At 69.1% G+C, this 25999-nt stretch carries 23 protein-coding genes; 8 read left to right on the forward strand and 15 right to left on the reverse strand.

The annotated features are described in order from the left end of the window. Positions 1-30: 30 nt before the first annotated feature. Positions 31-1818, forward strand: coding sequence for a hypothetical protein (locus ASC98_RS09330; protein WP_056816434.1), 1788 nt, complete (start codon positions 31-33; stop codon positions 1816-1818). A gap of 4 nt (positions 1819-1822) precedes the next feature. Here ASC98_RS09330 and ASC98_RS09335 read toward each other — a convergent pair whose 3' ends face one another. From ASC98_RS09335 to ASC98_RS09365, 7 genes are all read right to left on the reverse strand, one after another. After that, positions 1823-3448 (reverse strand): gamma-glutamyltransferase family protein, encoded by a 1626-nt coding sequence (locus tag ASC98_RS09335; RefSeq protein WP_056816437.1) that lies wholly within the window; start codon positions 3446-3448, stop codon positions 1823-1825. 94 nt (positions 3449-3542) lie between these two features. Further along, complete coding sequence (locus tag ASC98_RS09340; protein WP_056816439.1) at positions 3543-5048, reverse strand: tripartite tricarboxylate transporter permease; 1506 nt, start codon at positions 5046-5048, stop codon at positions 3543-3545. A gap of 13 nt (positions 5049-5061) precedes the next feature. Then, the gene (locus ASC98_RS09345; RefSeq protein WP_056816442.1) at positions 5062-5523 is read right to left on the reverse strand and encodes a tripartite tricarboxylate transporter TctB family protein; all 462 of its coding nucleotides are present in this window, start codon (positions 5521-5523) and stop codon (positions 5062-5064) included. A 138-nt stretch (positions 5524-5661) separates the two neighbouring features. After that, positions 5662-7470 carry a GspE/PulE family protein gene (locus ASC98_RS09350; protein WP_056816445.1) on the reverse strand — a complete coding sequence of 603 codons (1809 nt, stop codon included), beginning with the start codon at positions 7468-7470 and terminating at the stop codon, positions 5662-5664. Continuing rightward, positions 7467-8237, reverse strand: coding sequence for a spermidine synthase (locus ASC98_RS09355; protein ID WP_056816447.1), 771 nt, complete (start codon positions 8235-8237; stop codon positions 7467-7469). The genes ASC98_RS09350 and ASC98_RS09355 overlap by 4 nt, the downstream gene beginning before the upstream one ends. 13 nt (positions 8238-8250) lie before the next feature. Continuing rightward, positions 8251-8793, reverse strand: a complete 543-nt coding sequence (locus ASC98_RS09360; protein WP_056816450.1) for a DNA-deoxyinosine glycosylase — start codon at positions 8791-8793, stop codon at positions 8251-8253. Then, entirely contained in the window at positions 8790-9617 is an 828-nt protein-coding gene (locus ASC98_RS09365) for a TatD family hydrolase (protein WP_056816453.1), read from the reverse strand. The genes ASC98_RS09360 and ASC98_RS09365 overlap by 4 nt, the downstream gene beginning before the upstream one ends. Before the next feature lie 142 nt (positions 9618-9759). Between ASC98_RS09365 and ASC98_RS09370 the strand changes: the two genes are divergently transcribed. Genes ASC98_RS09370 through ASC98_RS09385 form a run of 4 tightly spaced genes read left to right on the forward strand, consistent with a single transcriptional unit; the run spans position 9760 to position 13872 of the window. Beyond that, the gene (locus tag ASC98_RS09370) at positions 9760-10830 is read left to right on the forward strand and encodes a S1C family serine protease (protein WP_056816456.1); all 1071 of its coding nucleotides are present in this window, start codon (positions 9760-9762) and stop codon (positions 10828-10830) included. A 32-nt stretch (positions 10831-10862) separates the two neighbouring features. After that, positions 10863-11870, forward strand: coding sequence for a MoxR family ATPase (locus ASC98_RS09375; RefSeq protein WP_056816459.1), 1008 nt, complete (start codon positions 10863-10865; stop codon positions 11868-11870). After that, positions 11870-12847: a DUF58 domain-containing protein gene (locus tag ASC98_RS09380; RefSeq protein ID WP_056816462.1), complete on the forward strand. Its 978-nt coding sequence runs from the start codon at positions 11870-11872 to the stop codon at positions 12845-12847. The genes ASC98_RS09375 and ASC98_RS09380 overlap by 1 nt, the downstream gene beginning before the upstream one ends. Further along, on the forward strand, positions 12844-13872 hold the full coding sequence (locus ASC98_RS09385; RefSeq protein ID WP_056816465.1) for a VWA domain-containing protein: 1029 nt from the start codon (positions 12844-12846) through the stop codon (positions 13870-13872). Before ASC98_RS09380 ends, ASC98_RS09385 begins: the two co-directional genes overlap by 4 nt. On the opposite strand, the gene ASC98_RS09390 is transcribed toward ASC98_RS09385, so the two are convergent. Together ASC98_RS09390 and ASC98_RS09395 are read right to left on the reverse strand one after the other, a co-directional pair. Next, positions 13865-15178 carry an ATP-binding protein gene (locus tag ASC98_RS09390; RefSeq protein ID WP_056816468.1) on the reverse strand — a complete coding sequence of 438 codons (1314 nt, stop codon included), beginning with the start codon at positions 15176-15178 and terminating at the stop codon, positions 13865-13867. The two genes, ASC98_RS09385 and ASC98_RS09390, sit on opposite strands and share 8 nt — an antisense overlap. Next, positions 15175-15897 (reverse strand): response regulator transcription factor, encoded by a 723-nt coding sequence (locus ASC98_RS09395; RefSeq protein WP_056816471.1) that lies wholly within the window; start codon positions 15895-15897, stop codon positions 15175-15177. Before ASC98_RS09395 ends, ASC98_RS09390 begins: the two co-directional genes overlap by 4 nt. A 95-nt stretch (positions 15898-15992) precedes the next feature. Here ASC98_RS09395 and ASC98_RS09400 point away from each other — a divergent pair, with 95 nt between their 5' ends. Continuing rightward, entirely contained in the window at positions 15993-17351 is a 1359-nt protein-coding gene (locus ASC98_RS09400; protein ID WP_056819911.1) for a TAXI family TRAP transporter solute-binding subunit, read from the forward strand. 696 nt (positions 17352-18047) lie between these two features. On the opposite strand, the gene ASC98_RS09405 is transcribed toward ASC98_RS09400, so the two are convergent. From ASC98_RS09405 to ASC98_RS09420, 4 genes are read right to left on the reverse strand one after another with little or no spacing between them, the layout of a single operon-like run. Beyond that, entirely contained in the window at positions 18048-18890 is an 843-nt protein-coding gene (locus tag ASC98_RS09405; protein ID WP_200952947.1) for a carbohydrate ABC transporter permease, read from the reverse strand. Between the two features lie 29 nt (positions 18891-18919). Further along, positions 18920-19819 (reverse strand): carbohydrate ABC transporter permease, encoded by a 900-nt coding sequence (locus ASC98_RS09410; protein WP_056816769.1) that lies wholly within the window; start codon positions 19817-19819, stop codon positions 18920-18922. Between the two features lie 10 nt (positions 19820-19829). Further along, a complete protein-coding gene (locus ASC98_RS09415) occupies positions 19830-21146 on the reverse strand; it encodes an ABC transporter substrate-binding protein (protein WP_056816475.1) in 1317 nt (438 codons plus the stop codon). A gap of 53 nt (positions 21147-21199) precedes the next feature. Further along, positions 21200-22273: an ABC transporter ATP-binding protein gene (locus ASC98_RS09420; protein WP_056816479.1), complete on the reverse strand. Its 1074-nt coding sequence runs from the start codon at positions 22271-22273 to the stop codon at positions 21200-21202. Between the two features lie 192 nt (positions 22274-22465). On the opposite strand from ASC98_RS09420, the gene denD reads away from it, so the two are divergent. Next, the gene (gene denD, locus ASC98_RS09425; RefSeq protein WP_056816484.1) at positions 22466-23485 is read left to right on the forward strand and encodes a D-erythronate dehydrogenase; all 1020 of its coding nucleotides are present in this window, start codon (positions 22466-22468) and stop codon (positions 23483-23485) included. Beyond that, entirely contained in the window at positions 23482-24234 is a 753-nt protein-coding gene (locus ASC98_RS09430; protein ID WP_056816486.1) for an SDR family NAD(P)-dependent oxidoreductase, read from the forward strand. Before denD ends, ASC98_RS09430 begins: the two co-directional genes overlap by 4 nt. Here the strand turns inward: ASC98_RS09430 and ASC98_RS09435 are convergent. Both ASC98_RS09435 and ASC98_RS09440 read right to left on the reverse strand, forming a co-directional pair. Then, positions 24209-25030 (reverse strand): methyltransferase domain-containing protein, encoded by an 822-nt coding sequence (locus ASC98_RS09435; RefSeq protein WP_056816488.1) that lies wholly within the window; start codon positions 25028-25030, stop codon positions 24209-24211. The two genes, ASC98_RS09430 and ASC98_RS09435, sit on opposite strands and share 26 nt — an antisense overlap. A 66-nt stretch (positions 25031-25096) precedes the next feature. After that, positions 25097-25912 (reverse strand): AraC family transcriptional regulator, encoded by an 816-nt coding sequence (locus ASC98_RS09440; protein WP_056816490.1) that lies wholly within the window; start codon positions 25910-25912, stop codon positions 25097-25099. Positions 25913-25999: the final 87 nt, after the last annotated feature.

Below are 25999 nucleotides of genomic sequence, written 5' to 3' on the forward strand. Positions count from 1 at the left end.
GCGCCTTCCACAGCTCCGAGCACCCACCCCATGGAAGAAAAACTCAAGACCCGCAGCAGAAGTCCCAGCCCGACCTTGCGCGACCGGTTCCAGCAACGCCCCGAACAGCCTGCGAGCCTCGGCAGGCACATGGTCTGCGCCGAGTCGGCCTTCGTGCCTGACGCCGATGACGAGGCTCTGACGATGCTCCAGGCAATCGAATCGATCGAACTCGAATCGGTGGTCGTCAGTCACAACCACCATGCTGATCACTCCGATCCCAGGGCAGGTCTCGATGACATGCTGGATTCCCATCGAACCAGCTACCTCAGCACCATTGACCAAGGCCGACAAACCGTCATCGTCCAAGCGTTGGTGGACCGTTTTTCCTCCCTTTGCGAGCTTGGCGACGAGGCGGCTGCCAACAAGGTCCTGAGCTGCCTGCGTTCACTCGGGAAATACAGCCGATCCGGGAGCCCCGTGGATGACGCACAGGCACTCTGCACCGAACGCCACGAGCTTGCCTTCTCCACGCGAAGCAAGCGCACGACGGAAGCACGCGCGAAGCTTGCCCGTGCCGGATTCAGCTTCGAAGTCAAGGTGTCCGGCGATTCCTCGATGCACTGCGAGCCAGTGGGCGAATCCAGGTTTGTACCCGGCGCGCATGCCACCCTGTTCGTGGACTACGTGGCGGCGCGCCACAACGACCCGATGCAGATCTCTCCTTCCGAATTGTTTGCATTGGCCGAATTCGTTCTCGCCGGAGTGGAATCGACACCCAGTCACCCTGCCCGCATCTACATGTGCCATGAACTCATGGAGGCTGCCCAACAAATTCCGGGCCTCCGCGACCACGATTCGTACGCTTCGTTGCTCGGAAGGCTGCTGCAGCCGCTTCACAAGGAAAAAGCTTTGAATCACCTGCGTGCGCAGCGGGACCAGGCGTCGCGGCACAGGTACACACCGCGCTACGTCCGGGCCACCACATTGATGAAGCTCGTTTCGCCTGAATGCGACGCCTACTCGACAGAGGCGGAATTCGCCATTCTTTCCTCGCCGAACTGCGCAAGCGAACAGCGGGCAGAACTGATACGCCGACGCATGACGGACCTGGAACCCACAGGCCGCACAGGGCTGGGGTGTTATGGCGCCTCGCATGAAAATTTGCTGCTGGGAATCATGCACCTGCCGGAGCCTGAGAGGGGGGCACCGCTGCGGCAGTTCTCGCACAAGTACCTGGGCGGGCAACCCGTGTCGCCATCCAGATGCAAGGCCATCCTTGCAGGTTGCGCAGTCAAGGACATCTTGAAAGCCGCGACCCGCGAGCTGCGCAGTTCGAACTCCCTCGGCCTTCTGCTTGCGACAGCCGCAAATGAGCTGCTTGCGAACGTTACCGAAGGGGTCGACGCGTATCACGAATTCGTTGAGGCCATCGGAATCGGCTTGGCGGGCAAGGGGTCACTGCTTCCTGAATTTCTCGAGGCTCTCAGCAGGGCTGCTCAATGGGCAGGTGGATCTCACCTCGATGATGCGCTGGCAGCCGCCTTTGCCGCCCTGTTCTACACGGACATGGACGCCGACAAGCTCCTCAAAACGGCCATCCCCGACATCGACCTGCTGGATCGCCAAACTGCGCAACTTCGGCAGGCACTGCTGCTCGTGACAGTCACTTTCATCTCGACTCGCAAAGCGCTCGCCAGAGGCCCCGCACAGCACAAGCTGAACGAATCGCTCGACATCTTCAATCGTTTGCCCGCAGACATGGGAAGCCCGGAAATGAACGGCAGGAAAGGCCGTGCCCGGCAGCGATTGAACGCCCTGCTGAACTCGAACGGCTGACGAGTCAGAACACCACCGCCTGCCCATCCCGCCGCGCGTCGCTCGCGGCCACGTACCCTTCGCTGCCCGGATCGCCCAGCCGCCAGATGAACTGGCCGGCGCCGAAATCCTGGTACGAGTCGTTGATGACCTCGACGCGGTGGCCGCGCTCCGTCAGGCCCTGCACCGTCGCCGGGTTCATCGCGCGCTCGACGTTGATCTCCAGCCCCTGGTTGAAGCGCCAGCGCGGCGCGTCGCAGGCCGCCTGCGGGTGCTGGCGGTAGTCCAGCATGCGCACCAGCGTCTGCAGATGACCTTGCGGCTGCATGTTGGCACCCATCACACCGAAGCTCATCTGCGGCCGGCCGTCGCGCGTGAGGAACGCCGGGATGATGGTGTGGAACGGCCGCTTGCCCGGCGCCACCTGGTTGGCGCTGCCGTCGACCAGGTTGAAGCCGTGCCCGCGGTTCTGCATCGACAGCCCGTACTCCGGCACCACCACGCCCGAGCCGAAGCCCATGAAGTTGCTCTGGATGAAGCTGACCATCATGCCGTTCTCGTCGGCCGCGCTCAGGTAGATGGTGCCGCCCTTCACCGGGTTGCCGGCACCGAAATCCTGCGCACGCTTCATGTCGATCAGCTTCGCGCGCGACGCGAGGTAGGCGTCGTCCAGCATCTGCGCGGCCGTCACCTCCATGCTGCCCGGCTCGGCGACGAAGCGGTAGGTGTCGGCGAACGCCAGCTTCATCGCCTCGATCTGCAGGTGCTGCGAGTCGACACCGTCGACCGCCAGTCGCTCGACGTCGAAGTTCGACAGGATGCCCAGCGCGATCAACGCCGCGATGCCCTGCCCGTTCGGCGGGATCTCGTGCAGCACGTGCCCGCGGTAGGCCTTGCCGATCGGGTCGACCCACTCCGGGCGGTAGGCCGCGAAATCCTCAACGCGGATCGCGCCGCCGTGCGCCTTCGCATGGCGCGCCGCGGCCTCGGCGATCTCGCCGCCGTAGTACGCGGCCCCGCGCGTCTGCGCGACCAGGCGCAGCGTCTTCGCGGCGCCCGGAAAGCGGAACAGCTCGCCCAGGTTCGGCGCGCGGCCGTGCGGCATGAAGGTCTCGGCGAAGCCCGGCTGCTGCTCCAGCACCGGCACCGCGGCCGACCACTTCTGCTGCACGACGGTCGGCACCGCATAGCCGCGCTCGGCGATCTCGATCGCCGGCTCCAGCAGGTCGGCGAACGGCAGCTTGCCGAAGCGCTCGCTCAGCGCCACCCAGCCGGCCACCGCACCGGGCACCGTCGCGCTATCCCAGCCGCGCACCGGCGGGGCCTTCGCATCGGCGCCGTACTTGTCGCGGAAGTAGCCGGGTGTCCAGGCCGCCGGCGCCCGCCCGCTGGCGTTCAGGCCGTGCAGCGCCTGCCCGTCCCACAGGATGCAGAACGCGTCGGAGCCGAGCCCGTTGCTGACCGGCTCGACGATGGTCATCGTGGCCGCGGCGGCGATCGCCGCATCGACCGCATTGCCGCCCTTCAGCAGCATGCGCAGCCCGGCCTGCGCGCCCAGCGGGTGCGAGGTCGACACCACGTTGCGGCCGAACACCGGAAGGCGCTGGCTGCCGTAGCCCGCGCTCCAGTCGAAGTGATTCCCTGTCGTCATGTGCAGCGCCTTGAAAGTGATGCGCGGATGATGCCTGCCACGCCCCAAAAGAAACAGGCCGCTCGAGGCGGCCTGTGTTTTGACTGAAAGCGGGCTATTCCTCCTGGAACGCCTCTTCGCGCTTGCTCTTGATGGAGGGCAGCAGCACGATCACGATCATCAGCGCCGCGGCGGCCAGCAGGCCGGCCGACAGCGGCCGCACGAAGAACGTGCCCCAGTCGCCGCGCGACAGCAGCAGCGCGCGGCGCAGGTTCTCTTCCATCATCGGCCCGAGGATGAAGCCCAGCAGCAGCGGCGCCGGCTCGCAGCTCAGCTTGTAGAACACGTAGCCGACCACCGCGAACGCCGCCGTCATGTAGACGTCGAAGGTGTTGTTGTTCAGCGTGTACACGCCGATGCAGCAGAACAGCGTGATCGCCGGGAACAGGAAGCGGTAAGGCACCGTCAGCAGCTTGATCCAGATGCCGATCAGCGGCAGGTTCAGGATCACCAGCATCGCGTTGCCGACCCACATCGAGGCGATCAGGCCCCAGAACAGCTGCGGGTTGCTGGTCATGACCTGCGGACCGGGCTGGATGCCCTTGATCGTCATCGCGCCCACCATCAGCGCCATCACCGCGTTCGGCGGGATGCCCAGCGTCAGCATCGGGATGAACGAGGTCTGCGCGCCGGCGTTGTTGGCCGATTCGGGGCCCGCCACGCCGCGGATGTCGCCCTTGCCGAAGCGGCCGCTCGCGCCGGCCACCTTCTTCTCGACCGTGTACGCGGCGAACGAGGCCAGCAGCGCACCGCCGCCCGGCAGCACGCCCAGGATCGACCCCAGCGCGGTGCCGCGCAGCACCGCCGGCCAGGCTTCCTTGAAGTCCTGCTTGGTCGGCCACAGGCCCTTCACGCTCTTCGTGAACACCTCGCGGTGCTCGGCCGGCATGCCCAGGTTGGCGATGATCTCGCCGAAGCCGAACACGCCCATCGCGATCACGACGAAGCCGATGCCGTCGGTCAGTTCGGGAATGTCGAAGCTGTAGCGCGCAGTGCCGGAGATCACATCGGTGTTGATCTGCGCGAGCAGCAGGCCGAGGATGATCATCGAGATCGCCTTGATCAGCGAACCCGAGGCCAGCACCACCGCGCCGATCAGGCCCAGCACCATCAGCGAGAAGTACTCCTGCGGGCCGAACTTGAAGGCCAGCTCGGTCAGCGGCGGCGCAAAGGCCGCGATGATGACCGTGCCGACGCAGCCGGCGAAGAACGACCCCAGGCCGGCCGCGGCGAGGGCTGATCCGGCACGGCCCTGGCGGGCCATCTGGTAGCCGTCGATCGCGGTCACGACCGAGCTCGATTCGCCCGGCACGTTGATCAGGATCGCGGTGGTCGAGCCGCCGTACTGGGCGCCGTAATAGATGCCGGCCAGCATGATCAGCGCCGGCGTCGCGTCGAGCGAGTAGATCGACGGCAGCAGCATCGCGATGGTGGCCACCGGGCCCAGGCCGGGCAGAACACCGATCAGCGTCCCCAGCACGCAGCCGAAGAACGCATACATCAGGTTGGTGAGCGTGAAGGCGACGCCGAAGCCGAGCGCCAGGTTTCCCAACAAGTCCATGGTGTTTTCCTTTTCAGCCCACGAACCAGGGCCACATCGGGATGACCAGCTTCAGCCCGAGCACAAAGATCGCCCACGAACCCACGGTGAGCACGACGGCCGTCGCGAGGACGCCCTTCCACTTGAATTCATCGCCGGCGAGGCTGGTCATCACGATCAGGATCGGCACCGTGATCACCAGGCCCAGGCGCGGCAGCGCGGCGCCGAACACCGCGATCGACGCGACGATCACCAGCAGCGGCCGCCATGCGATGTGGCCGATCGGGTCGCCGCCTTCGACTTCGATCGTCAGCGACTTGAAGAGCACGAAGGCGCCCAGCAGTGCCATCAGGATGCTGAGGATCAGCGGGAAGTAGCCCGGGCCCGGCCGCGCCGAGGTCCCCATGCTGTAGTTGGTCGCGCCGACGGCGAAGACCACGCCGACGACGACGAACATCAAACCGGACCAGAAGTCCCGTTGGCTCTTGATCTTCACGGATAGCTCCTCGTGTTCTGCTTTGGCGTGACGCTGTCTGTTACAGCTTGCGGCTGATTCTAGGCAGGCCACTCCAGGCCCCGTGTGTGGTTTACACGTAGCGCACTGTGTCCGCAGGTGTCGCCGCGCGTCGCCGGCTCAGGTGTCCCAGGCCGGCGTCGAGCGCAGCACCTCGTCGACCGTGGTGATCCCTTCGGCCACCTTCATGATGCCGGCCAGCCGCAGCGGCCGCAGCCCGTCGGCCAGCGACAGCTGGCGCAGCTTCGACGCGTCGGGCACCGGGTGGATCGCCGCCTGCGACGCATCGTTCAGCGTCAGCAGCTCGTACAGCCCGGCCCGTCCGCGATAGCCGGTCATGCGGCATTCGAGGCAGCCCACCGGCTTGTAGGGCCGCGCCTTGCCGTTGATGCGCCACGGCTTGATGACCTCGTTCATCGACTCGGCCGTCATCGCGTCGTCGGGCTGCTTGCAGCTCACGCACAGCGCGCGCACCAGGCGCTGCGCCAGCACGCCGATCACGGTGGCGCCGATCAGGTACGGCGGCACGCCCAGGTCGACCAGCCGCGTCACCGCCGACGCGGAGTCGTTGGTGTGCAGCGTGCTGAACACCAGGTGGCCGGTCAGCGCCGCCTGGATCGCCATCTCGGCGGTCTCGAGGTCGCGGATCTCGCCGACCATGATGATGTCCGGGTCCTGCCGCATCAGCGCCCGCACGCCTTCGGCAAAGCCTAGGTCGAGCGCCGGCTGCACCTGCGTCTGGTTGAAGGTGGGCTGGATCATCTCGATCGGGTCTTCGATCGAGCAGACGTTGACCTCGTCGGTGGCCAGCCGCTTCAGCGTGGAGTACAGCGTGGTCGTCTTGCCCGAACCGGTCGGCCCGGTCACCAGGATGATGCCGTGCGGCCGCGCCACCAGCCCTTCCCAGCGCTGCGCATCGTGGCTGCCGAAGCCGAGCGCGTCGAGCGACTTGACGGTGGTGTCGGGGTCGAAGATCCGCATCACCATCTTCTCGCCGAAGGCGGTGGGCAGCGTCGACAGCCGCATTTCCACCTCGTCGCCGTTCGGGTTGCGGGTCTTGATGCGGCCGTCGAGCGGGCGGCGCTTCTCGATCACGTCCATGCGGCCGAGCAGCTTCACGCGCGCGATCATCGCGTTCATCACACCGGGCGGCAGCTGGTAGACGGTGTGCATCACGCCGTCGATGCGGAAGCGGATCAGGCTCAGCTCGCGGCGCGGCTCGAGGTGGATGTCGCTCGCGCGCTGGTCGAAGGCGTACTGCCACAGCCAGTCGACCACCTGCACCACGCCCTGGTCGTTGGCATCGAGCTGCTTGTTGCTGCGCCCGAGCTCCACCAGCTGCTCGAAGCTCGCGGCGGCCGAGTTCTCGCCGTTCTTCGCGGCCGCGCGCACCGAGCGCGACAGCGTGTAGAACTCGGTGGTGTACTGCGCCACGTCGACCGGGTTGACCAGCACCAGCCGCAGCGTCTTGCGGGTGTGGGCCTCGATCTCCGGCGCCCACGCGATGTCGAACGGCTCGCTGGTGGCCACCGTCACGTCCTGCGCGCCGAACAGCAGCGGCAACGCCCGGCGGCGCTCGGCGTAGCTGATCGACATCACGTCGCCGACGCGGCCGACGTCGACCTTCAGCGGATCGATGCGCATGTAAGGCATGCCGATGCGGCCGGCCAGCCATTCGGTGAGCAGTTCGGTGTCGAACGGCTTGCCGGACCGGTTCGACAGCCCGGCGCTGGCGAGCCGCACCAGCGGGTGCTGCACGCTGTCGCCGGCGGCGAAGCGCTTCTCGACGCGGTCGTGGTCTTCCCGGCTGATCAGCCCGTCTTCGAGCAGCCAGTGCAGCAGGCGCCGCCACTCGAGCCGGCCGCGCGGGTGGGACGACGCGGCGGCCTTGTCGCCCTTCGGGTGCCTGGTGGATGCCGCTGCAGTCATGGGGTCGTCTCGTTCGGGTTTCGGATCATCCGCAGCCATTTGCGCGCCGGCAGGTCGCAGCGGTTCTCGATGTTGTCGGCACGCGCGGCCAGCACTTCACGGGACGGAAGTCCCAGCCCCTTCATGCCGACGACGACGGTGTTGCCCTCGCGCGTGGGGCGCATGCTCCACACCGCCGCCGCGCCGAACGCGCCGGCGATGCGCGCGGCGCTCTGCTCGTAGCTCGCGTCGCGGCCGAACAGGTTGACGGTCATCACGCCGCCGTCGGCCAGCACGCGGTGGCAGGCCTGGTAGAACGCGTCGTCGTCGAGCACCGGGCTGGCGGCCTCGTGGTCGTACAGGTCGACGCACAGCACCTGCACGCTGCCGGCGTTCGCCGGGTCGGCCACCCACCGCCCGGCGTCCTGGTTCAGCACCTGCAGCCGGTCGTCGTCTTCCGGCAGCTTGAACCACAGCCGGCAGGCGGTGATGACGGTCGGGTTCAGCTCGACGGCCGTGGTCCGCATGCCCAGGCGCCGCGTGAAGCGCGTGATCGCCGCGGCCCCCAGGCCGAGCTGCACCGCATGGCCTTCGCCCAGCGCCTCGGGGTCGATCAACAGCAGCCAGACCATCATGCGCTGCACGTAGTCGAGCTCGATCACGTTCGGTTTGCGCACGCGCATCGCGCCTTGCACCCAGGGCGTGCCCAGGTGCAGGTAGCGCACGCCGTCGGCCTCGGAGAGGGTGGCGGGGACGAGTTCGGGTTCGGGGGTCGGGCGGGCAGGCATCAAGGGGCAGGGTTCAGGCAATTCCGTGGGCTTCGAAGGCGGCCCGCCAGGCGGCGAGCTTGCGCTCGAAGCTCCAGGAGGCGTTGGCCGGGCTGGTCGACGGCAGGCGTGTCACCGTCACCCCGAGTGTCGCGGTGAACCGCATCGCGCGCGCCGATTCGCCGCCATTGTGGGCGATGCCCTGCAGGCCGGGCGCGAGGTGCTTCAGGCCGGCGAGGTCGTTGTACTGTGCATCCTCGATCGCGCTGTCGAGGCTGCCCTCGCGGCGGCAGTGGGCATAGACGTCCCAGAGCCCGAGGCCGTGCTCGCGCAGGCGGTCGATGCGCTCGACGTAGGGCAGTGCGCGCAGGTCTTCGTTCCACAGCGCCGACAGGATCGGCCAGAAGTGGTTGCGCGGGTGGGCGTAGTACTGGCCGGCCTGCAGCGACGCGACGCCCGGAAAGCTGCCGAGCACCACCAGCCGCGTGCGCGGGCCGATCACCGGCGGCAGGCCCTGCAGCAGGCCGGGCGCGTCGGCGGGTGTCGCGGCTGCGGTGATCTTCGCGGGGTTCTTCATCCAGCGGGCCAGTCTGCCAGAGCCGCGAGCCGCGGCAGCGCGGCGTGCGTGTTGTCGCGTGTCAGTTGCGACAAGTCGTGCAGCGACAGCCCGCGCAGCCCGGCCAGCACCTCGGCGATGCGCGCCAGCTCGGCCGGCTCGTTGCGCGACGTGGCGCCCGCGGCGCGCTCTTCGGCGGTGCGGTACAGCCAGTGCGGCGGGATGTCGGGCGAATCGGTCTCCAGCACCAGGCAGCCGGCCGGCACCGTCTGCGCCAGGCGGCGGATCTGCAGCGCGCGGTCGAAGGTCATCGCGCCGCCGAAACCGAGCTTGAACCCCAGCTCGACGAACACCTCGGCTTGCTGCGCGCTGCCGTTGAAGGCATGGGCGATGCCGCGCACCTCGATGCGCCGCAGGTGCTTCAGCAGCGAATCGGCCGAGCGCCGCACGTGCACGATCACCGGCAGGCCGAACTCGCGGGCCAGCTTCAGCTGCTCGGCAAAGAAGTGCTCGCCGCGCGCCTGGTCGAGGCCGGGCACGAAGTGGTCCAGCCCGATCTCGCCGACCGCCACCAGCCGCGGGTCGCCGATGTGCTGCGCCAGCGCGGCGCGCAGCCGCGCCAGGTCGCCGTCGTCGGCCGCGTCGACGCACAGCGGGTGGATGCCCAGCGCGTACGCCAGCCCATGCTGGTGCGCGAGCGCCCGCACCGTGTCGAAATTGCCGACCATCACCGCCGGCAGCACCTGCTGGGTGACGCCGGCCGCCCGGGCGCGCTGCACCACGGCATCGCGGTCGGCATCGAATTCAGGGGCATCGAGGTGGCAATGGGAATCGATCCAGCGCATCCCGCGATGATGCCTTGCCCGCCACCGGAAGTAGTACCTCGGCACGTGCACAGGCGTCGACTCCGTGTTACGGTGACGGCATCGTCAGCGTTCGGCACAGTTTTGTATCTTCCTGTGCCGACTGCCATCGCAGGAGGCAGGCATGAGACAGGCTCCGCTCTACAGCCGCTCTCGGCGGGCACCCGTCGGTGCCGCCTCGGCAGCGCCCGACACACCGCCGGCACCGGGCGTGACGCCTGCCGACACGCCCCCCGCCGCCGCCGCCGCGGCAGCCGCTCGCCCGCCGGGCCGCTGGCGCCACTGGTTCGGCCGCCACGAACGCATGCTGTGGGGTCTTTCGGGCGCGATCCTGGTGCTCGGCGGCGTGGCCGGCTGGCAGGCCCTCAACCCCGCCGCGCGCGCGCTGACCCAGGCCGACATCGATGCAGCGGTGCGCCACTCGCTCGAGAAGGAGCCGCTGCCGTCCGCCTACGCGAAGGCCTACGAAATCATCGCGCCGTCGGTGGTGCGCGTGGTCGGCACCGACGGCGACGAACCCGACGCCGCGCGGGCCGACGTCAAGCCGGATGCGAAACGCCCCAAGCCGGTGCCGCTGCCGAAGGCCGCCAGGCCGGGGCCCGGCGACCGCAAGAAGCAGACGGCGTCCGACACGCCCGAGCCCGGCGAGCCGCACCTGTCCACGTCCACCGGCTCCGGCGTCGTGATCATCGACAACGGCACCATCCTGACCAACCTGCACGTGGTGCAGGGCTCGAAGAAGCTGCGCGTGACCTTTGCCGACGGCTTCGAGTCGGATGCGACGGTGGTCGGCGTCGAGCCCGAGCACGACCTGGCGGTGCTGCGCGCCAAGAGCATCCCCGACGACCTGCAGGCCGCGACGATGCGCTCCGCCTCCGACCTGCAGGCCGGCGACCAGGTGATCGCGGTCGGCTACCCGTTCGGCATCGGGCCGTCGGTCTCCGGCGGCGTGATCTCCGGCCTGAAGCGCGACTTCCGCTCGCCGCAGGGCCAGCGCCTGCTGAACAACCTGATCCAGTTCGATGCCGCCGCCAACCCCGGCAACTCCGGCGGCCCGCTGGTGACGATGGACGGCTCGGTGGTCGGCATCGTCACCGCGATCCTGAACCCGACCGAGCACCGCACCTTCATCGGCATCGGCTTCGCGGTGCCGATCGACAGCGCCGCCGCCGCGGCCGGCATGCCGCCGTTCTGACACCTCTGCCGCCCCCCTTCACCGGAGCCTTCATGGACCAGCCCGACAGCACCAGCACCGCCACGCTGATGGAGCGGCTGCTGTACGAGATCAAGCGGGTCGTCGTCGGGCAGGACAAGTTCCTGGAGCGCGTGATGGTCGCGATGCTGGCGCAGGGCCACCTGCTCGTCGAAGGCGTGCCGGGCCTCGCGAAGACGATCACCGTCAAGACGCTCGCGACCACGCTGCGCGGCAGTTTCAAGCGCATCCAGTTCACGCCCGACCTGGTGCCGGCCGACCTGGTGGGCACGCGCATCTACAACCAGAAGACCGGCGAGTTCGCGACCTCGCTCGGCCCGGTGTTCGCGAACCTGCTGCTGGCCGACGAGATCAACCGCGCACCGGCCAAGGTGCAGAGCGCGCTGCTGGAGGTGATGCAGGAGCGGCAGGTGACGATCGCCGGCGAGACGCACAAGGTGCCGTCGCCCTTCCTGGTGATGGCGACGCAGAACCCGATCGAGACCGAAGGCACCTACCCGCTGCCCGAGGCGCAGGTCGACCGCTTCATGATGAAGGTGCTGGTCGGCTACCCGAGCGAGGACGAGGAGTTCGTGATCGTCGAGCGCGTCACCGGCGACCCGGTGCAAGTGAGCCCGGTCGCGAGCACCGAGCAGCTGGCCGAACTGCAGCACCGCTGCCGCAGCGTGTACGTCGACCCGGCGCTGATGCAGTACGCGGTGCGGCTGGTCAGCGCGACCCGCAACCCGGCGCGCTACGGGCTGCCGGACCTGGCGAAGTTCATCAGCTTCGGCGCCAGCCCGCGCGCGACCATCGGCCTGGTCGAGGGCGCGCGTGCGATGGCGCTGCTGCGCGGGCGCAGCTATGCGCTGCCCGACGACGTGCTCGACCTGGTGCCCGACGTGCTGCGCCACCGCCTGGTGCTGAGCTACGAGGCGCTGGCCGACGGGCTGAGCGCCGACCAGATCGTTCACAAGATCGTGCAGAAGGTGCCCAAGCCCGACAAGCCGATGGCCCACCGCGCGGAAGAAGCGGGGCGCTGATGGACGGGACCGACCAGGTCGAGGCGGCGACCTCTCCCACGGCCGACGCGGTGCTGCGCCGGCTGGAGTGGACCGTGATCCGCCGGCTCGACGGCCTGCTGCAGGGCGACTACCGCACGCTGTGGCGCGGCACCGGGCTCGACCTGGCCGACCTGCGCGAATACCAGCACCATGACGACGTGCGCCACATCGACTGGAACGTGACCGCCCGGCTGCAGGTGCCGCATGTGCGCGAGTTCACCGAAGACCGCGAGATGAGCGCCTGGTTCCTGCTGGACCTGAGCGGCAGCATCGATTTCGGCGCGCAGCGCAGCAAGCGCAGCGTGTCGGCCGAGTTCGTCACCGTGCTGGCGCGGCTGCTGACGCGCAACGGCAACCGGGTCGGCGCGGTGTTCTACGGCAGCGCGGTCGATGCGGTGCTGCCGCCGCGCACCGGCCGCGGCCACGTGCTGAACCTGTTGCAGCGGCTGCGCGCGCATGCGGCGCCGCGGGCCGCCGCGCAGGCCGAGACGCGGCTCGGCGACCTGCTGCAGCGGGCCGCGACGATGATCCCGCGGCGCTCGATGGTGTTCATCGTCTCCGACTTCATCAGCGCGCCCGGCTGGGCCGACGCGATGGCGAGGTTGGCGCAGCGCCACGAGGTGCTCGCGGTGCGGCTGTACGACGAGATGGAGCTCGACCTGCCCGACCTGGGCCTGGTCACGCTGCAGGACGCCGAGACTGGCGAGCAGCTGCTGGTCGACACCCACGACCCCGGTTTCCGCGAGCGCTTCGCACGCATCGCCGAGGCACGCGAGGACGAACTGCACGCCGCCTTCGCGCGCGCCGGCGTCGACACGCTGGAGCTGACCACCGGCGACGACCTGGGCGAGGCGCTGCTGCGCTTCGTCGAGCTGCGCCGGCAGCGCGCGCGGGCGTCGCACGGCGGCGGCATGGCGACGCACCTGCGGCCGCTGGCCGCGAGGAGTGCCGCATGACCTTTGTGTGGCCTCACCTGCTGTGGGCGCTGTTGGCGATTCCGCTGCTGGTGCTGCTCTACCTGTGGCTGCTGCACAAGCGCAAGAAATCGACGCTGCGCTTCGCGAGCCTGGCGGTCGTCAAGCAGGCGCAGGGCGGCGGCCCCGGCTGGCGTCGCCATGTGCCACCGGCGCTGCTGCTCGTGGCGCTCGGCTCGCTGCTGATCGCGACCGCGCGGCCGATGGCGGTGGTGACGCTGCCGTTGCAACAGGAGACCATCATCCTCGCGATGGATGTGTCCGGCAGCATGCGGGCCACCGACGTGCAGCCCGACCGCCTGACCGCTGCGCAGGAGGCCGCCAAGTCGTTCCTGGTCGATTTGCCGCGCAGCGTGCGCGTCGGCGTGGTGTCGTTCGCCGGCACCGCGGCGGTGGTGCAGCCGCCGACGCAGAGCCGCGACGACGTGGTCGCCGCGATCGACCGCTTCCAGCTGCAGCGCGGCACCGCGATCGGCAGCGGCATCGTGCTGTCGCTCGCGACGATTTTTCCGGAAGCCGGCATCGACCTGTCGCAGATCACCGGCCAGCGCAACATGCCGCTCGGCCCAGGCGACAAGCCGAAGCAGGATTTCGTGCCGGTCGCGCCGGGCTCGTACGCGTCGGCCGCGGTGATCCTGCTGACCGACGGCCAGCGCACCACGGGGCCCGATCCGCTCGACGCCGCGAAGATGGCGGCCGACCGCGGCGTGAAGGTGTATTCGGTCGGCATCGGCACCAAGGAGGGCGAGACGATCGGCTTCGAAGGCTGGTCGATGCGGGTGCGGCTGGACGAGGAGACGCTGAAGAACATCGCCAACCTGACGCGCGCCGAGTACTTCTACGCCGGCACCGCCGTCGACCTGAAGAAGGTCTACCAGAGCCTCAGTTCGCGACTGATGGTCGAGAAGAAGGAGACCGAGGTCAGCAGCCTGTTCGCGGCGCTCGGGGCGCTGCTGGTGCTGGTGGCGGCGACGCTGTCGGTGTGGTGGTTCGGGCGGGTCATGTAGCCGCGAAGCGCACCGTGGCACGCAGGCCGCCGAGCGGCGACTCGCCGAGCACCACGCTCGCACCGTGCTGTTGCGCGACACCGCGCACGATCGCGAGGCCGAGGCCGGTGCCTGATTCCTCGTGCTCGGCACGGCGGTAGAAGCGGTCGAACACCCGGTCGCGTTCATCGGCCGGAATGCCGGGGCCGGCATCGTCGACCTGCAGGATCGCGGCGCCCTCCTCCTTCGCCACGCGCAATTCGACGCGCGAGCCGGGCGGCGAATAGCGCACCGCGTTGTCCGCCAGGTTGCGCGCCAGCACCGACAGTGCGTTGCGATCGCCCTGCACGACCACCGGTTCGTCGGCGAACAGTTCGAAATCGGCGCCGCGCGACAGTGCGAAGGCGGCGGTGTCGACCAGCGCCTGGCGCACCACCTCGGCCAGGTCGACAGGCTCGGTGGCCGCGGGTGCGGCGCCCGGCTCGGTGCGCGCGAGCGTCAGCAGCTGTTCGACCAGCCGCGCCGAGCGGTCGATGCCATGGGTCAGCGCGTCGATCGCCTGTCGGCGCTGTGCCTCGTCGGGCGCGCGCTTCAGCAGTTCCAGTTGCAGCTTCAGCGCCGTCAGCGGCGAGCGCAACTCGTGCGCCGCGTCCGACACGAAGGCACGCTGCGTGTCCAGCGACTGGCCAAGCCGCTGCAGCAACCCGTTCAACGCGCCGACCAGCGGCGCCAACTCGTCCGGCAGCCCGTGCTGCGGCAGCGGCTCCAGCAGCTGCTCGCCACGTTCGCGCAGCTGCCCGGCCACCCGGCGCAGCGGGCGCAGCGTCAGCGCCGCGATCCAGCCCATCGCCAGCGCCATCACCGGCGCCAGCAGCAGCAGCGGCGCCACGCTGCGCAGCGCGGCGCCGGCCGCGAGCCGCTTGCGGATCTGCGCCGGCTGCGCCACCTGGATCACGCGGGAACCGGTGGCGACGCTGAAGGTGCGCCAGGCCGGTCCGGCGCCATCGGCCCCGGCCTGCACGGTGGCCAGCCCGAGCAGCACGCGGGTCGGCAGGTCGGGGTGGTCGCGCGTCGCATAGATGCGGCGGCCGTCGACGCTCCAGATCTGCACGACGAAATCGAATTGCTCGTCGGCCAGCGCGTTCGCCTGCTCCTGCGGGATCTCGCCCTGGTCGCGCAGCGACAGCGCCATCTGGCGCAGCTGGTAGTCGAACAGCGCCTCGGTCTCGCTGAGCACGCTGCGGTAGGTGATCGCGCCCATCACCGCGGCGGCCACCACCAGCATCGCGAGCAGCGCCAGCAGCAGGCGCAGGCGGATCGACTTCAAGCGCCGCCCGCCTGCGGTGGAGTTGCCGGCCCGGCGGGCGTGCCGACGTAGTAGCCGACGCCACGCATGTTCTGGATGAAATCGGCGCCCAGCTTGCGCCGCAGCTGGTGGATGTAGACCGAGACGGCATTGCTCTCGATCTCTTCGCCCCAGCCGTACAGCCGGTCTTCGAGCTGGGCACGCGACAGCAGCGCGCCGGGGCGCAGCATCAGGGCTTCGAGCACCGCGAATTCGCGTGCCGACAGCAGCACCGGCACGCCTTGGCGCGTCACCTGGCGGGTGGCCGGGTCGAGCGTGACGCCGCCGTGGCTCAGCAGCGGCTGCGCGCGGCCGCTGTGGCGGCGCAGCACGGCCCGGATGCGGGCGCTGAGCTCGTCGAGTTCGAAGGGTTTGACGAGGTAGTCGTCGGCACCGGCGTCGAGCCCTGCGACGCGGTCGCCGACGCCGTCGCGCGCGGTCAGCACGATCACCGGCGTGCTGTCGTGGCGGGCACGCAGCGCGCGCAGCACGCCGAGCCCGCCGGCGTCGGCCGCCGCGACCGGCGAGCGACCGGGCGGCAGGCCCAGGTCGAGCAGCACCAGGTCGAAGCGCTCGCTCGCCAGCGTGCCGTCGGCGGCGGACGCGTCGCGCACCCAGTCGACGGCGAAGCCTTCGAGCCGCAGCGCGTTGCGCAGGCTTTCGCCGATCATCGGGTCGTCTTCCACCAGCAGCAGTCGCATCAGGGGCCCACGTCAGTCACAACAAAAAGCATACCGCGCCCACAGGGGAGCCGATTCAGGCGCTATTGTTCCGGCTGCTGATGAAACCACGCCTCATGCCCAAAGTCCTTCGCAACACGCTGCTGTCGTTCCGCGACCTGCTGGCGACCGCCGGCCCGTTCGTCTTCCTGACCCTGCTGCTGCTGGGGGTCGCCTACTGGTTCCTCGATCCGACGCCGCCGCGCAAGGTGGTGCTCGCCACCGGTGTCGAGCAAGGGGCGTACGCCGAGTTCGGCAAGCGCTATGCCGAGTACCTGAAGGGCTACGGCATCCAGGTGGAGGTGCGCACCACCCACGGCGCGGCCGAGAACCTGAAGCTGCTGCGCGACCCGAACTCGGGCGTGGACATCGCGTTCACGCAGGGCGGGGCCGGCGAATCGCGCAAGAACGCCGAGGCCAATGCGCTGGCCGACGAAGACCTGAACTCGCTGGGCAGCCTGTTCTTCGAGCCGGTGTGGCTGTTCTACCGGGAGGATTCGGTGCAGCGGCTGCTGAAGGGCGTGCCGCTGACCAGCCTGGCGCAGCTGCAGGGTTGGAAGGTCGACGTCGGTGCGCGCGGCAGCGGCGCGCCCAACCTGATGCGCAAGATGCTCGAAGCCAACCGCATCGACCAGGCCTCGATGACGGTGTCGCGCGAGGAGCAGACCGACGCGGTCGTGAAGTTCCTGGCGGGCGATATCGATGCGATCGTGTTCGCGTCGGCACCCGAGGCGCTGATGGTGCAGATGCTGCTGCAGACGCCGGGGGTGAAGCTGTTCGACTTTGCGCAGGCCGATGCGTATTCGCGGCGCTTCGCCTTCCTGACGCCGGTGACGCTGCCGCGCGGCGTGGTCGACCTGGCGGGCGACGTGCCGCCGAACGACGTGCGGCTGATCGCACCGACGGCGACGCTGGTGGCCCGGGACGACCTGCACCCGGCGCTGATCCAGTTGTTCGTGCAGGCGGCAGCGAAGATCCACAGCCCGGCGGGCTGGTTCCAGCGCAAGGGCGATTTTCCGAATGCACGCGGCACCGAGCGCCCGCTGGCGCCGGAGGCGCAGCGCTTCTACACGGGCGGGGCGCCGCTGCTGCAGCGCTACCTGCCGTTCTGGCTGGCCAACCTGATCGACCGCATGTGGGTGGTGCTGGTGTCGATCGTCGCGATCCTGATCCCAATGTCGCGCGTGGTCCCGCCGCTGTACCAGTTCCGCATCCGCTCGCGGATCTTCCGCTGGTATGGGCAGTTGCGGGCGGTGGAGGATGGGCAGGGCGTGCGGCCGAACGACGAGCTGCGCACGGAGCTGGACAAGATCGAATCGCGGGTCGGCAACGTGACGGTGCCGCTGAGCTACGCGGACGAGCTGTATTCGCTGCGCAGCCACATCAACATGGTGCGGCGGAGGCTGGACGAGGCAGGGCAGGATCCGACGGGTTGATTTCGTTCGTTCGTTCGTTTGTGCGCAAAGGCGCGGGTGGGGAGGCTGTGGCGCGCCGTCGGGGGCGGTCCTCGGCCCCCTTGGGGGGCCGAAGACTGCCCTCCGCTGGCTGGCTTCATGGCCCGTCGCCGAAACTCCCGCCGCTCACTTCGTTCGYTGTGGTCAAACAGTCGGCGACAGTCAGTCCACGAAGCGTGCTGCGCACGCGGGCCATGAAGCCAGCCAGCTCCGGCGCCCCCTCCTTATTGGCGCGCCACAGCCTCCCCACCCRCGCCTTTGTGCCACCACCGTCTCTCTGGGGAGGTGACAAGCGAACAAGTTGGGGTTGATCCCCGGGTTGGCACCCGGGTTACGAGCATGCGGGCGCTSGCGTGCTCGTCGGTCACTTCAATCTTTTCCCCCCAACAAGCGCGGTGGGTGTTGAGCGGCGGGTGAGGGGATGGGCTGGGGGCGATTTCTGGGGCGACGRAGAAGATCGGCTTTGGGGATGGCGCGCGCCAGCGCGCTTCGTAGTCTGACTCGCCGGCACTGTTTGACCACAGCGAACGAAGTGAGCGGAGGGAGTTTGCCGGCGCATCCCCGAAGCCGATCTTCTTCGTGGAGTCGGCCGCCAGGCCGACCGCCCCAGCATGAGCCCTCAGCCCATCCCCTCACCCGCCGCGACGCGATACGCCAGCACCACACAGCCAGCGAGCATCACTCCTTCACCGACCCCGTCATCCCCGACACATAGTGCTCGACAAAGAACGAGTAGATGAAGGCCACCGGCAGCGAGCCGAGCAGCGCCCCCGCCATCAGCGACCCCCAGTGGTACACGTCGCCCTCCACCAGCTCGGTGATCACCCCCACCGGCACCGTCTTCATCTCCGATGACGAGATGAAGGTCAGCGCATAGATGAACTCGTTCCACGACAGCGTGAACGCGAAGATGCCGGCCGAGATCAGCCCCGGCACCGCCAGCGGCAGCACGATCTTCACCAGGATCTGCCAGCGGCTCGCACCATCGATCAGCGCGCATTCCTCCAGCTCGTACGGGATCGAGCGGAAGTAGCCCATCAGCAACCATGTGCTGAACGGAATCAGGAAGGTCGGGTACGACAGGATCAGCGCCATGCGGGTGTCGAACAGCCCCAGCTGGAAGATGATCGCCGCCAGCGGAATGAACAGGATCGACGGCGGCACGAGGTACGCCAGGAAGATCGCCGCCCCCGCCGGCTTTGCCCCCTGGAAGCGCAACCGCTCGATCGCATACGCGGCCAGCACCGAGGCCACCAGCGAGAGGATCGTCGAGGTCACCGACACCAGCACCGTGTTCCACAGCCACTCCGGGTAGGCCGTCTCGAACAGCAGCTTGTGGAAGTGCGCGAGCGTCGGCTTGACGATCCAGAACGGGTTGCCGGTGCGCGCCAGCAGCTCCTCGTTCGGCTTGAACGACGTGACCACCATCCAGTAGAACGGGAACAGCAGCACGAACACGAAGATGCCGAGCGGGATGTAGACGGTGACCCAGCGCCGCGGCAAGGTCTGCAGGTAATCCATGCCCTGCGAATCGGGCTTGTCCTGTTCCTTCACTTGTCGCCCCCCTGCTGCCATGCGCGCCGCTGCAGCCCGAAGTAGCTGAACATGATGGCCGCCAGCAGGAACGGCACCATCAGCGTCGCCAGCGCCGCGCCCTCGCCCAGCGCGCCGCCGGGAATCGCGCGCTGGAACGCCAGCGTCGCCATCAGGTGCGTCGCGTTCAGCGGGCCGCCGCGCGTCAGCACGTAGATCAGCTGGAAGTCGGTGAAGGTGAACAGCACCGAGAAGGTCATCACCACCGCGATGATCGGCGACAGCAGCGGCAGCGTGACGTGGCGGAACTGCTGCCACGGCGTCGCGCCGTCGATCGCCGAGGCTTCGTAGTACGACGGCGAGATCGTCTGCAGCCCCGCCAGCAGCGAGATCGCGACGAAAGGCACGCCGCGCCACACGTTGGCGACGATGGTCGAGAAGCGCGCGTTCCACGGGTTGCCGAGGAAATCGACATACCGGTCGATCCAGCCGAGCTTCATCAGCACCCAGCTGATCACCGAGAACTGCGCGTCGTAGATCCACCAGAACGCGATCGCCGACAGCGCGGTCGGCACGATCCACGGCAGCAGCACCACCGCGCGGAAGAACGACTTGAACGGCAGGTTCTTGTTCAGCAGCACCGCGAGCCACAGGCCCAGCACGAACTTCAGGATGCTCGCGATCACCGTGTAGAACAGCGTGTTGAACAGCGCCAGCTGCGCGACGCTGTCGCCCACCAGGAACTCGAAGTTCTCGATGCCGATCCACGAGCCGCCGCGGCCGATCTTCGCGTCGGTGAAGCCGAGCCAGGTGCCCAGGCCCAGCGGGTAGGTCAGGAACAACAGCAACAGCACCGCGGCCGGCAGCATGAACGCCAGGCCGAGGGCGTTGCGGTTGTTCTGGAAGCGCTCGAGCAGCTTCACCACGTCACACCTTGTAGTACCGCTCGGCCCGCTTCTGCGCCCGCTCCATCGCCTCCTTCGGCGTCTTCGAGCCGCTGCCGGCCTCGGCCACCATGTTCGGCACGATGAAGTCGGCCAGCGCGCCGGCCGAGGCGTAGCCCAGCTTGCCCGCATAACCCGCCGGCCGCAGGTTCTTCACGCTGTCGCGGTACGGCGTGTTCTTCGGGTCCACGCTCCACACCGCGCTCTTCTCGTAGGCCCGCAACGGCTGCGCGACATACCCGCCACCGCCTTGCAGCCACGGGTCGAACTGCTCCTGCTCCATCATGAAGCGCAGGAACTCCTTCGCCGCCTGCGGGTACTTGGTGTACTTGAAGATCATCTGGTTGAAGAACAGGTGGTACTCGGTCGGCACGCCCACCGGCCCGATCGGGAAGGCCGCATGGTTGATGTCGGCCGCCATCTCCTTCAGCTTCGGGTCGGGCGAGTTCTTCGCCGCGTAGTACACCGAGATGCCGTTGTTGGTGATGCTGATCTGCCCGTCGAGAAACGCCTTGTTGTTGTTCGGGTCCAGCCACGACAGCGTGCCCGGCACGAAGCTCGAATACAGCTCCTTCGCGTACTCCAGCGCCTTCAGCGTGGCCGGGCTGTCCAGCGTCACCTTGTTGTCCTTGTCGACCATCGCGCCGCCGAAGGCCCACAGCAGCCAGTGGCACCAGCCGCTGTCGCCGGTCGCGTTGCCCAGCGCCATGCCGCCCGGCGTGCCCTTCGCGGCCAGCGCCTTGTACAGCTTCAGGAAGCCGTCGGTGTCCTTCGGCATGGTCTCGAAGCCGGCCGCCTTCATCAGGCTCTCGCGGTACACCACCAGCGAGCCGGCCGCACCGAGCGCCACGCCGATCCACTTCTTGCCGTCGGGCCGCAGGTAGGCCTCGCAGGCCGGGTACCAGCCGCCGTATTTCTTGCCGAGGTACTCGCACAGGTCGGTCACGTCGAGCAGCTTGTCGGGGTACAGGTTCGCGTCGTCGTTGGTCGACAAAATGATGTCGGGCCCGGCCCCGGTGTTGGCCGCCACCGCGGCCTTCGGGCGCACGTCCTCCCAGCCCTCGTTGTCGACCCGCACCTCGATGCCGGTCTTCTCGGTGAAGCGCTTGACGTTCGCCATGTACGCATCGATGTCGCCCTGCACGAAGCGGCTCCAGCGCAGCACGCGCAGCTTCGCGCCCTTCTCGGGCTTGTACGCGAGCGTCTGCGCACCGGCGCTCGGCGTCCACAGCGCACCGGAGCCCAGCGCGGCCACCCCGGCGGCCCCTTCCAGAAACTTGCGGCGATCGAATTCACTCATCGTTGTCTCCTGGTCAAGTTGTGAAGCGGCGCACTGACGGCACCGTGTGGAAATCAGGCCACCAGCCGCTTGCCGCTGCCGGCGTCGAACAGGTGCGCGCGGCCGAGGTCGGGCTGAAGGTGAATGGTCGCGCCGGGCTCGAAGCGGTGCCGCTCGTGGAACACCACCGACACCTCGGTGCCCTGGTGGCGGCACGCGACGAAGGTGTCGGCGCCGGTCGGCTCCACCACCACCACCTGCGACGGGATGCCGCCGCTGTCGCGCAGCGACAGGTGCTCCGGCCGCGTGCCGAGGATCACCGGCTGGCCGTCGTCGCCGTTCGCACCGGTCGGCGCGTTCATCTGCGTGCCGTCGGCCAGCTCCACCTGCAGCGTGCCGGCGCGGCGGCGCAGCGTGCCGGGCAGGAAGTTCATCGACGGCGAGCCGATGAAGCCGGCCACGAAGGTGTTGGCCGGCCGGTCGTACAGGTCGAGCGGGCCGCCGGTCTGCTCGATGCGGCCGTCGCGCATCACGACGATCTGGTCGGCCATCGTCATCGCCTCGATCTGGTCGTGCGTGACGTAGATCGACGTCGTCTTCAGCCGCTGGTGCAGCTCCTTGATCTCGCTGCGCATCGCGACGCGCAGCTTGGCGTCGAGGTTGGACAGCGGCTCGTCGAACAGGAAGACCTGCGGGTCGCGCACGATCGCGCGCCCCATCGCAACCCGCTGGCGCTGCCCGCCCGACAGCTGGCGCGGGTAGCGGTCGAGCAAGGCCGTGAGGCCGAGGATCTCGGCGGCGCGCGCCACCTTCGGGTCGGCCACCGCCTTGTCCTGCTTCGCGAGCATCAGCGAGAAGGCCATGTTGTCGCGCACCGTCATGTGCGGGTACAGCGCGTAGTTCTGGAACACCATCGCGATGTCACGCTGCTTCGGCGGCAGCTCGTTGACGCGGCGCTCGCCGATGCGGATCTCGCCGTCGGAGATCTCCTCCAGCCCGGCGATCATGCGCAGCAGCGTCGACTTGCCGCAGCCCGACGGCCCGACCAGCACGGTGAAGGCGCCATCGGCGATCTCGATGTCCACGCCGTGCAGGATCTGCACCGAGCCGAAGCGCTTCTTCACCGACTGGATGCTCACACTGGCCATGCGTCGTCCCTCTGCAAGGTGGTGGAAATCCCGAGCGTCGGGACAGCGCTGACCCATCGGCGCGCGACGGGGCACGCGGGTTGTATGACGACCCCACGGGCGTGTCAATCGGCGCTGCCCCTCCTCGCGTTTGCCCGGGCTGTGCGCGCATGATGGGTCGCGCCGGGCGTGCTGCCCGGCGGGAGGCATGCGATGAAACTGCTGATCACCGGCGGCGCCGGCTTCGTCGGAACGCGGCTCGCGCAGGCGCTGCTCGCGCGCGGCACGCTGGCCGGGCGCCGCATCGAGACCCTGGTGCTGGCCGACCAGGTCGCGCCGCGCGCGGAACTGCTGGCCGACCCGCGCGTGAAGGCGCGCACCGGCGCGCTGCTGGCGCAATGCGATGCGCTGCGCGACGAGCCGTTCGACGGCGTGTTCCACCTCGCGTCGGCGGTGTCGGGCGAATGCGAGGCCGACTTCGAGCTCGGCCTGCGCTCCAACCTCGACAGCACGCGCGCGCTGTTCGATGCGCTGCGCGCGACCGTGCAGCACGGCGCGCCGGTGCCGCGGCTGGTGTTCTCCAGCTCGGTCGCGGTGTTCGGCCCGGACGCCGCGGTGCCGCTGCCGGCGCGCGTCGGCGACGACACGCTGCCGGCGCCGCAGACCTCGTACGGCACGCACAAGCTGATGTGCGAATACCTGCTGGCCGACTACACCCGCAAGGGCTTCATCGACGGCCGTGCGGCCCGGCTGATGACGGTGACGGTGCGCCCGGGGCGGCCGAACGGCGCGGCCTCGTCCTTCTTCTCCGGGATCATCCGCGAGCCGCTGGCCGGCGAAGACGCGGTGTGCCCGGTGTCGGCCAACGTCTGCCACCCGGTGGCCTCCCCGGCGCGCACGGTCGAGGGGCTGATCGCGGTGTACGAGGCGAGCCGCGAGGCCTTCCAGGGCCGGCTCGCGATGAACCTGCCGGCGCTGAACGTCTGCGTCGGACAGATGCTCGATGCGCTGGAAGAAGTGGCCGGCCGCGCGGTGCGCGAGCGGGTGCGCTTCGAAAGCGATGCGCGCATCGCCGGCATCGTCGCCAACTGGCCGAAGGCGGCCGACGCGGCGCGCGCGGCCCACCTCGGGTTGAAACCCGACGGCAGCTTCACCGACATCGTCCGGCAGTACATCGCCGATTGCGAGGCCGCACCGGGCGGTGCCTCGGCGCTGAAAGGACTCGCGCGATGAACCGCATCGACCTCGACGGCCGGGTCGCGATCGTCACCGGCGGTGCGCAAGGCATCGGCTACGCGACCGCGCAGCGCCTGCTCCACTCGGGCGCGAAGGTGATCGTGTGGGACATCGACGAAGCCTTGCTGGCCCGCTCGCGCGAGGCGCTGCAGCCGCTCGGGCCGGTGGCGGCGCAGGTCGTCGAACTGAGCGACGAGACGGCCGTGCGACGGGCCGCCGATGCGGCCATCTCGCAATGGGGCCGGGTCGACATCCTGATCAACAACGCCGGCATCACCGGCGGCAACGGCACCACCTGGGAGCTGGCACCCGAGGTGTGGCGCCGCGTGATCGAGGTCAACCTGATCGCGCCCTACCTGACCTGCCGGGCGCTGGTGCCGCACATGATCGAGCGCGGCTACGGCCGCATCGTCAACATCGCGTCGGTGGCCGGCAAGGAGGGCAACCCGAACGCCTCGCACTACAGCGCGTCGAAGGCCGGGCTGATCGCGCTGACGAAGTCGCTCGCGAAGGAGCTGGCGACGAAGGGCGTGATCGTCAACGCGGTGACACCGGCCGCCGCGAAGACCGCGATCTTCGAGACGATGACGCAGGCGCACATCGACTTCATGCTGGCGAAGATCCCGATGGGCCGCTTCCTCGGCGTGGACGAGGCGGCCGCGATGATCGCGTGGCTGTCGTCGCAGGAGTGCTCGTTCAGCACCGGCGCGGTGTTCGACCTCACGGGCGGTCGGTCGACGTATTGAGCTTGCGGCCCACCGCCTTGAAGAAGGTGTAGCAGAACACCCCGTCGGCCTCGGCCGTGCGCTGCAGGTCGTGCAGGCCCGCATCGAAGCCCTCCGGCGTCGCCAGGCCCGCCGCGAGTGCAGGCGCCCTCACCCCGTCGATCATCGCGTTGAAGGTCTTGCGGGTGAACCCGTCGACCCACGACGGCCGGCTCGCGTCGGCATAGACCATGCGCGGACTGACCCGCACGTCGGCAAAGCCCGCATCGCGCAACAGCGGCTGCAACGTGCGGCCGATCAGCGCATTGCCGCCTGCACGCCGTTGCAGCTCGACCTGGCAGGCGATCGCCGCCCGCGCCGCGTCGCTCTCCGGATGGAAGCACACCGTGCCGTGGTCGCCCTCGATCACCGTGATGCTGCCGCCCGGCTTCAGCAGGCGGCCCAGCGTCGCCAGCACCGCGCCCGGCTGGGCGAGGTGCTCCAGCACGAAGCACACGAACACGTGGTCGAACGAGGCCGGCGCGAACGGCAGGTCGGCCAGGTCGGCCCACAGCAGCTCCACGTTGCCCAGCCGCGCCTGCTCGAGCCGCCGCCGTGCCTCGACCAGCGAGTCGTTCGAGATGTCGAAGGCGGTGAAGCGCGCCAGCGGGCTGCGCCGCGCGAGCGTCACCGTCTGCGCGCCGACGCCGCAGCCGGCTTCGAGCACCCGGCTGCCGGCCGGAAAGTGCGTGTCGGCATGCAGCAGGTCGATGAGGGTGCGCGCCTGGTCGGTCAGGCGCTCGGTTTCCTGCAGCTGGTAGCCGTGGACATAGGACATGGCGGTGGACAGGGAGGAGTGGCGATGCCCGCAGTCTCCCGGCCCGCGCCGGCCCCGTCTTGAACGTTATTGCAGTCCCGCCGCCCGCCATGCGCCGGGCGTGAAGCCGTACTGCCGCGTGAACACGCGCGTCATGTGGCTCTGGTCGGAGAACCCGCAATCGGCCGCCACCTCGGCCAGCGGCAGGCCGCGCCGGATCAGCCCGCGCGCCCGCTCGGCCCGCTGCTGCTGCAGCCACGCATGTGGCGGCAGCCCGCAGGCCTTCTCGAAGCGGCGCAGCAGCTGGTACTTGCTGGCGCCGACCATCGCGGCCAGCTCGTCCAGCGTCGGCGGGTTCTGCAGCTCGTCGGCCAGGCGCTCGCGCACGCGGCCGAGCTCGCCGCCGATCTCGCGCGGTGCCACGCGGCTGCCATGCCGCTCGACCAGCGCCCTGCAGACGTGCACCAGGGATTCCTCGCAGCCCAACGGCTCCATGCGCCGCTGCTCCCACGCATCGAGCCGCGCGAACAGCTGCAGCAGCCCGGCCCGCAGCGGCGCATCGGCGATCACCGGCCGCGTCACCGCGAAGTCATCGCCGGTGCCGGCGAAGCGGGCCAGCGCCGCCGGGCTCAGGTACACCATGCGCCAGCGCCGCGACGCCGCGCCGAGCGGCTTGCCGTCATGCACCTCGCCGGGGTTGGTGGTGATCACGTCGCCCGCCTGTGCATCGACCTGCCCGCGCCCGCTGGCCGAGCGCTGCGCGCCGCGCTCCATCAGGCCGACGCCGTAGGTCGCATGCCAGTGGCGGGCGTAGTGGCGGTCGCTGTCCATCGCGGTGCCGTGCACGCCCTCCCACGGCGAGGCACTGACGCGCGAGCTCGGGTTCGACGGTGGGGAAGCCATCGGCCGATTGTGCCGCTGCCAATGTTTCAATCGTGAACGGCGCCGAAGTCGAACTGTGCGATATCACGTGACCGAAGTCGTCGCTTG

The organism is Rhizobacter sp. Root1238 (assembly GCF_001425825.1).
Classification (GTDB): Bacteria; Pseudomonadota; Gammaproteobacteria; order Burkholderiales; family Burkholderiaceae_C; genus Rhizobacter.

Coding starts and splice junctions, on each gene's coding strand:
- ASC98_RS09330 (WP_056816434.1), top strand. CDS start 31: ATGGAAGAAAAACTCAAGACCCGCAGCAGAAGTCCCAGCCCGACCTTG.
- ASC98_RS09335 (WP_056816437.1), bottom strand. CDS start 3,448: ATGACGACAGGGAATCACTTCGACTGGAGCGCGGGCTACGGCAGCCAG.
- ASC98_RS09340 (WP_056816439.1), bottom strand. CDS start 5,048: ATGGACTTGTTGGGAAACCTGGCGCTCGGCTTCGGCGTCGCCTTCACG.
- ASC98_RS09350 (WP_056816445.1), bottom strand. CDS start 7,470: ATGACTGCAGCGGCATCCACCAGGCACCCGAAGGGCGACAAGGCCGCC.
- ASC98_RS09355 (WP_056816447.1), bottom strand. CDS start 8,237: ATGCCTGCCCGCCCGACCCCCGAACCCGAACTCGTCCCCGCCACCCTC.
- ASC98_RS09360 (WP_056816450.1), bottom strand. CDS start 8,793: ATGAAGAACCCCGCGAAGATCACCGCAGCCGCGACACCCGCCGACGCG.
- ASC98_RS09365 (WP_056816453.1), bottom strand. CDS start 9,617: ATGCGCTGGATCGATTCCCATTGCCACCTCGATGCCCCTGAATTCGAT.
- ASC98_RS09370 (WP_056816456.1), top strand. CDS start 9,760: ATGAGACAGGCTCCGCTCTACAGCCGCTCTCGGCGGGCACCCGTCGGT.
- ASC98_RS09375 (WP_056816459.1), top strand. CDS start 10,863: ATGGACCAGCCCGACAGCACCAGCACCGCCACGCTGATGGAGCGGCTG.
- ASC98_RS09380 (WP_056816462.1), top strand. CDS start 11,870: ATGGACGGGACCGACCAGGTCGAGGCGGCGACCTCTCCCACGGCCGAC.
- ASC98_RS09385 (WP_056816465.1), top strand. CDS start 12,844: ATGACCTTTGTGTGGCCTCACCTGCTGTGGGCGCTGTTGGCGATTCCG.
- ASC98_RS09395 (WP_056816471.1), bottom strand. CDS start 15,897: ATGCGACTGCTGCTGGTGGAAGACGACCCGATGATCGGCGAAAGCCTG.
- ASC98_RS09400 (WP_056819911.1), top strand. CDS start 15,993: ATGCCCAAAGTCCTTCGCAACACGCTGCTGTCGTTCCGCGACCTGCTG.
- ASC98_RS09405 (WP_200952947.1), bottom strand. CDS start 18,890: ATGGATTACCTGCAGACCTTGCCGCGGCGCTGGGTCACCGTCTACATC.
- ASC98_RS09415 (WP_056816475.1), bottom strand. CDS start 21,146: ATGAGTGAATTCGATCGCCGCAAGTTTCTGGAAGGGGCCGCCGGGGTG.
- ASC98_RS09420 (WP_056816479.1), bottom strand. CDS start 22,273: ATGGCCAGTGTGAGCATCCAGTCGGTGAAGAAGCGCTTCGGCTCGGTG.
- denD (WP_056816484.1), top strand. CDS start 22,466: ATGAAACTGCTGATCACCGGCGGCGCCGGCTTCGTCGGAACGCGGCTC.
- ASC98_RS09430 (WP_056816486.1), top strand. CDS start 23,482: ATGAACCGCATCGACCTCGACGGCCGGGTCGCGATCGTCACCGGCGGT.
- ASC98_RS09435 (WP_056816488.1), bottom strand. CDS start 25,030: ATGTCCTATGTCCACGGCTACCAGCTGCAGGAAACCGAGCGCCTGACC.
- ASC98_RS09440 (WP_056816490.1), bottom strand. CDS start 25,912: ATGGCTTCCCCACCGTCGAACCCGAGCTCGCGCGTCAGTGCCTCGCCG.